Origin of the sequence: Endozoicomonas sp. SESOKO2 (assembly GCF_024606245.1) — a bacterium.
In the GTDB taxonomy this organism is placed as follows: Bacteria; Pseudomonadota; Gammaproteobacteria; order Pseudomonadales; family Endozoicomonadaceae; genus Endozoicomonas_A.
This window is the reverse complement of record NZ_JAHHPQ010000526.1, coordinates 25,303-31,332: the sequence shown is the minus strand read 5'-3', so window position 1 is coordinate 31,332 and position 6,030 is coordinate 25,303. Positions and strand designations below refer to the sequence as shown.

The 6,030-nt window shown below is 49.1% G+C and carries 4 protein-coding genes; all 4 read right to left on the bottom strand.

Features of this window, described 5'->3' with window-relative positions:
* Nucleotides 1-51: 51 nt before the first annotated feature.
* From KDK17_RS12755 to KDK17_RS12740, 4 genes are read right to left on the bottom strand one after another with little or no spacing between them, the layout of a single operon-like run.
* Complete coding sequence (locus KDK17_RS12755) at nucleotides 52-1,647, bottom strand: ABC transporter ATP-binding protein (protein WP_257255232.1); 1,596 nt, start codon at nucleotides 1,645-1,647, stop codon at nucleotides 52-54.
* A 3-nt stretch (nucleotides 1,648-1,650) separates the two neighbouring features.
* Entirely contained in the window at nucleotides 1,651-2,703 is a 1,053-nt protein-coding gene (locus KDK17_RS12750; RefSeq protein WP_257255231.1) for an ABC transporter permease, read from the bottom strand.
* A gap of 1 nt (nucleotide 2,704) precedes the next feature.
* Entirely contained in the window at nucleotides 2,705-3,793 is a 1,089-nt protein-coding gene (locus KDK17_RS12745; protein WP_257255230.1) for a microcin C ABC transporter permease YejB, read from the bottom strand.
* Nucleotides 3,794-3,795: 2 nt separating this feature from the next.
* Nucleotides 3,796-5,787, bottom strand: coding sequence for an extracellular solute-binding protein (locus KDK17_RS12740; protein WP_257255229.1), 1,992 nt, complete (start codon nucleotides 5,785-5,787; stop codon nucleotides 3,796-3,798).
* Between the last annotated feature and the right edge of the window lie 243 nt (nucleotides 5,788-6,030).

Here is a 6,030-nt window from a genome sequence, read left to right as displayed (position 1 = left end):
GTCCTACTGCGGTTGCAATCCTCGCTACGGACGCTTAAGTCCGACAGGCTGCTAGTAGCTTTCGAAAGCGGCTTCAAGCAGCTCGCAGGTGTATTCCGTTTGAGGATGGTGAAAGATCTGTTCGGTTGAGCCCTGCTCAATAATCTCACCGTCCTTCATCACCAGAATCCTGTGGCTCATGGCTTTTACAACCGCAAGGTCGTGGCTGATAAAGATATAGCTAAGATTGTGTTTTTTCTGCAGGTCTCTTAACAGCTTTATGACTTGAGACTGGACAGTCCTGTCCAGAGCAGAGGTGGGCTCATCAAGAATAATCAGTCTGGGCTTGAGGACCAGAGCTCTGGCTATGGCGATGCGCTGTCTCTGTCCGCCAGAAAACTCATGGGGATAACGGTGTCGCCATTGAGGATTAAGGCCGACCTCTGTCATGGCTTTTATGATCAGCTCGTCTCGTTCTCCGTTGCTGGCGAGCTGATGGATATCCAGTCCTTCGCCAATGATGTCAGCGATGGTCATTCTCGGGCTCAGACTGCCGTATGGGTCCTGAAAAACAACCTGCATCTGTCGTCGGTAAGGACGACACTGTTTTTGGCTCAGGGAGTGAAGGGCATCACCTTTAAAGTAGATCTGACCCTGACTCTCCTGCAGTTTCAGGAGCGCCATCCCGAGTGTGGTTTTTCCGGAACCGGATTCACCTACAATACCCAGTGTTTCACCTTCAGCGACTGAGATAGAGAGGTCCGTTACAGCTTTGATATGGTCGACGGTTTTGCGGAAGAATCCGGCTTTTACCGGAAACCAGACCCTTATATCCCGCCCCTCAATGATTTTATTCTGCGCCCGGGACACAGGTTCCGGTTCACCGGATGGCTCGGCATTGAGCAGTTCTACGGTGTAAGGATGCTTTGGTTGATTGAACACTTCTCCCGTGGCACCGGTTTCCACCAGTTCTCCGTTTTTCATGACACAGATTCGATGAGAAACATGGTGAATCAGGTTTAGATCATGACTGATAAACAAAATGGCCATACCCATTTTCTGCTGTAGTTCGGCCAGCAGCGACAGAATCTGTCTTTGTACCGTCACGTCCAGTGCAGTTGTGGGCTCATCGGCAATCAGGACTTTTGGCTCGCAGGCCAGAGCCATAGCAATCATGGCTCTTTGACGCTGACCACCCGACAGTTCGTGGGGATAGGCTGAAAGCTTTTTGGCTGGCTCCTGAATGCCCACCAGTTCAAGCAGCTCCAAAGCACGCTGACTGGCCTGTTCAGGATGCATGCCCAGGTGCAGACTGAGTACTTCACAGATCTGTTTATCTATCGTGTGCAGAGGGTTAAGGGCGGTCATGGGTTCCTGAAAAATCATACCGATCTGGTTTCCACGAACGCCTCTGATCTCCCTTTCTGATAAGGCCAACAGGTCTTTACCATCAAACAGTATCTCACCCTGGTGACTGGCATTTTCAGGAAGCAGTTGCAGTATGCTCAGGGCAGAAATGGATTTACCGGAGCCGGACTCGCCCACCAGACCCAGCGTCTCTCCCGGAAACAGTTCAAAACTGATGCTTTTTACCGCGTCGCTGCTGCTGCCGCCGCCCTGATTGAAGCGAATTTTCAGGTCTTTGATCTCGAGCAGGGAAGTTGTCATTGTTTAGTGACCTGTAACGTATTTGCGTGGATCAAGGGCGTCACGGGTAGCTTCCCCAATAAACACCAGCAGGGTCAGCATCACTGACATCACCATGAAGGCTGTAATTCCCAGCCATGGTGCTTGAAGGTTGTTCTTGCCCTGGGCGATCAGCTCACCCAATGAAGGCGATCCGGCTGGCAGGCCAAAACCCAGGAAGTCCAGTGACGTCAGGGTGGTGATGGCTCCGGTGAGAATAAAGGGCATGAAAGTGATCGTTGCTATCATGGCGTTGGGTAGAATATGGCGGAACATAAGTCTGCCATCGGTCATCCCAAGTGCCCTGGCGGCCCGGACGTATTCCAGATTCCGTCCGCGCAAGAATTCCGCACGAACCACATCGACCAGAGCCATCCAGGAAAACATCAGCATAATCCCAAGCAACCACCAGAAGCCGGGTTCGACAAAACTGGAAAGAATGATCAGCAGATACAGGCTGGGCATACCTGACCAGACTTCAATAAACCGTTGCCCGATAAGATCTGTTCTCCCACCATAAAATCCCTGCATAGCGCCAACGGCAACCCCTATGAGAGAGCTGAACAGCGTTAGAATCAGTCCAAAAAGCACAGAAATTCTAAAACCGTAAATGACTCGGGCCAGAACATCTCTGCCCTGGTCATCGGTCCCCAGCAAATTCTCTGGCGTGGGAGGTGCCGGGGCAACACGGGCATAGTTGATCGTGTCGTAGCTGTAATGAATCGGTGGCCAGAGCATCCAGCCGTGGGGCTCGATCAGTTCTTTTGCGTAGTCCTGACGATAATCCATTTCCAGTTCAAACTCGCCACCAAACGCTGTTTCTGGGTAGATATGGAAAATAGGGGTATAGATTTCACCTTTGAAATAAACCAGAAGCGGCTTATCGTTGGCAATCAGCTCGGCAAATAAAGTGGTGAAAAACAGGAAACCGAAAATCCAGAGAGAGTAATAGCCCCGTCGATTGCTTTTGAAGCTTTTCCAGCGTCGCTGGTTAAGAGGGCTTATACGGGAAGGTTTTATGATTTGAGACGATGCCATCTTAATCCCTCGCCTCAAAATCAATTCTCGGGTCAACCAGCATGTAGGTCAGATCTCCCAGCAGTTTTACCACCATGCCTATCAGGGTGAAGATAAAGAGAGATCCGAAGACCACGGGGTAATCTCGATTAATGGCGGCTTCATATCCGAGCAGGCCAAGGCCATCCAGTGAAAAAATAATTTCAATCAGCAGCGAGCTGGTGAACAGAATGCCAATGAGAGCCGCCGGGAATCCGGATATCACCAGCAGCATGGCGTTTCTGAAAACATGGCCGTACAGTACTTGATGATCATCCAGACCCTTGGCCCGGGCTGTCTGTACATACTGGCGATGAATCTCATCGAGAAAAGAGTTTTTAGTCAGCATTGTTAATGTTGCAAAGCCACCAATAACAATACAGAAAACCGGAAGAACCATATGCCAGGCATAATCTGCCAGTTTGCCAATAAGGCTAAGCTGGTCAAAGTTTTCCGATGTTAATCCGCGCAATGGAAAGAAATTCCAGTAACTGCCACCGGCAAAGAGCACGATGAGCAGGATTGCCAGTAGAAAGCTCGGAATGGCATACCCCGTAGTGATGACCGCGCTGGTCCAGACATCGAACGGGCTACCATGTTTTAATGCTTTTCGAATCCCCATAGGAATGGAGATCAGATAGATCAGCAAGGTACTCCATAATCCAAGAGAGATGGAGACAGGTAATTTCTCTTTGATGAGGTCAACGACTTTCGCATCTCTGAAAAAAGAGTCGCCAAACTCAAAGCGAGCATAGTTGAGTACCATCTGGATAAAACGCTCATAGGCCGGTTTGTCAAAGCCGTAAAGCTTTTCAATGTCTTTGATCAGTTCCGGATCCAGTCCCCGCCGTCCGCGGTACTCACCGGATTCGTCCACGCTTACCTGTTGGATCTCAGCACTGCCTGAACCTCCGATACGGCTGATGGCATTGATTTCAAAACCTTCCAGTTTGGCAATCATCTGCTCAACAGGTCCACCCGGTGCGGCCTGAATGATGACAAAGTTCAATAACAAAATACCGAATAGTGTCGGAATCATTAACGCCAGTCGGCGCAGAATATAGCTTTTCATAATCAGATCTGACGTTTTGAACGACGTATCAACCAACCCAGAATCAGGATGGCTAACAGAATGCCAGCAGGCCAGACCGGCATGCCTTTATTGTCCTCATCTTTGTTTGAGCCATCGTCGGTTGTGTCTGAAGCCCTGATGATTGTTGGTTCCATCCACCAGGAGTCCAGGTCAAACTGGTAAAGTGGTTCCTGATCAGGAGTGCTCAGGGGATGCTTGAGCGGTTTCCAATAGGCGATTCTGTTACTGGCCAGATACCATTGGGGAATCATGTATGCATTCCAGAGCAAAACCCTATCCAGAGCTTTAACGGCGGCAACGAGATTTTCTCTGGACCCGGCATTAATCACTTCCTTGATCAGACCATCGACCACCGGGTTTTTAATGCCTATCAGATTTCGGCTTCCTGGCTGATCCGCTGATTCGCTGCTCCAGAAGTCCTTTTGCTCATTTCCGGGCGAACTGGATTGAGGAATGCGACTGACCAGCATGTCGAAGTCGAAGCTTCTGAGCCGGTTTATATATTGTGAAATATCCACGATTCGCAGACTAGCATTGATCCCCATGGCCTCAAGGTTTTTCTTCAGAGGCAGGGCTACTTTCTCCATACTTGAATCGTATAGAAGAATCTCAAATTCGAAAGGCTTGCCATTTTTCCTGAGAGAACCGTTTTCCAGTTTCCAGCCTGCCTGTGCCATCAAAGAGAGAGCTTGGCTCAGCTGACTTCGGATTCTGCCACTGCCATCCGTGTTGGGCAGTTTGAAGGACTCGCTGAATAACTCAGCGGGCAGTTGATCTCGCCAGGGCTCAAGGTAAGCCAGTTCTTTACCCTCGGGAATACCCGTTGCTTCCATATCAGAGTTGGCAAAATAACTCTGTGTCCTGGTGTAGCTGTTGTAGAACAGATTCTTGTTAAGCCACTCGAAGTCCATAGCGTAATTCAAAGCTTTTCGAACTCTCACGTCCTCGAAAATATCTCTGCGCAGGTTAAAAACAAATCCCTGCATCCCCTGAGGGGCTTTGGTTGGAAAGGACTCCTGAATCAGGTCACCTTTTTTAACCGCCGGAGAGTCGTAGGCGGTGGCCCAGTTCCTGGCAATATTTTCAAAGCGAAGATCGTATTCGCCGGCTTTCAGGGCTTGCAGTGCTACGTTGGCATCCCGGTAATAGTCGTAACGACGCACATCAAAGTTGTAACGGCCTCTGCTGACCGGCAGATCTTTACCCCAGTAGTCATCAACTCTTTCGTAGACAATGCTGCGACCCGCTTCGGCAGAACGGATTTTGTAGGGGCCACTGCCCAAAGGTTGAGTCAGGTTGGCCTCTTCAAAGTTATTCGATTGTGTTTCCCAGAAGTGTTTTGGAAGTACCGGGAGTTGGGAAATGATCAGGGGAAGTTCAGGGTTACGGTTGTGTTTGAAAACGAAGCGGACACTGCGTTTGGACAAGCTCTCTGCCTTGGCAATATCGCCATAGTAAGCCCGGTAAAACGGTGAGCCTTTATCCCTGAGCAGTTCAAAGCTGTAAACGACATCGTTAGCGGTGATCGGTTGTCCGTCGTGAAACCGGGCTTTAGAATTCAAATGGAAAGTGATGCCACTGTTATCAGTGGCAGGCTCTGCATATTCAGCCACCAGGGCATACATGGAGAAAGGTTCATCCGCACTGCTGGTCATCAAAGTGTCGTAAATCAGACCTATCCCCTCAGCCGGAGTCCCTTTTTCTATGAAAGGATTCAGGCTGTCGAAAGTCCCCATGCTGGCCATCCGCAGTGTCCCCCCCTTGGGAGCATTGGGATTCACATAGTCAAAATACTTGAAATCTTTTGAGTATTTACCGTCGCCATATAAGGAAAGGGAAGGGGATTTATTAACTGCGTTCTCTGCCTCTGCCAGGACAGGCATCATGGACAGGGAAAGAAAGAGGGTCGCAATGGGAAGGGCTTGGAAAATCGTTGTCTTTAACGATTTTTTTATCATCACTGTATGATTCATGGTTCGCCTGGATCGCATTGTTATAACTTTTGCCTCTAAACTATAGTCGGCTCCTTGACTATAGGTATTGCTTGTTGCGGAGTTATTTCGATTCCTGACAGTATTTTAAACACCGATCAATCCCTACAGGCAAGGTCTAATTCAACAGAAAAAAATTATTGATATCTTTGGATGGCATTTAAAGTTGTAATGTGACCTAAAAGCAATCTTTCAGGCCGGATACCCAGCCGATTCACACTCTAA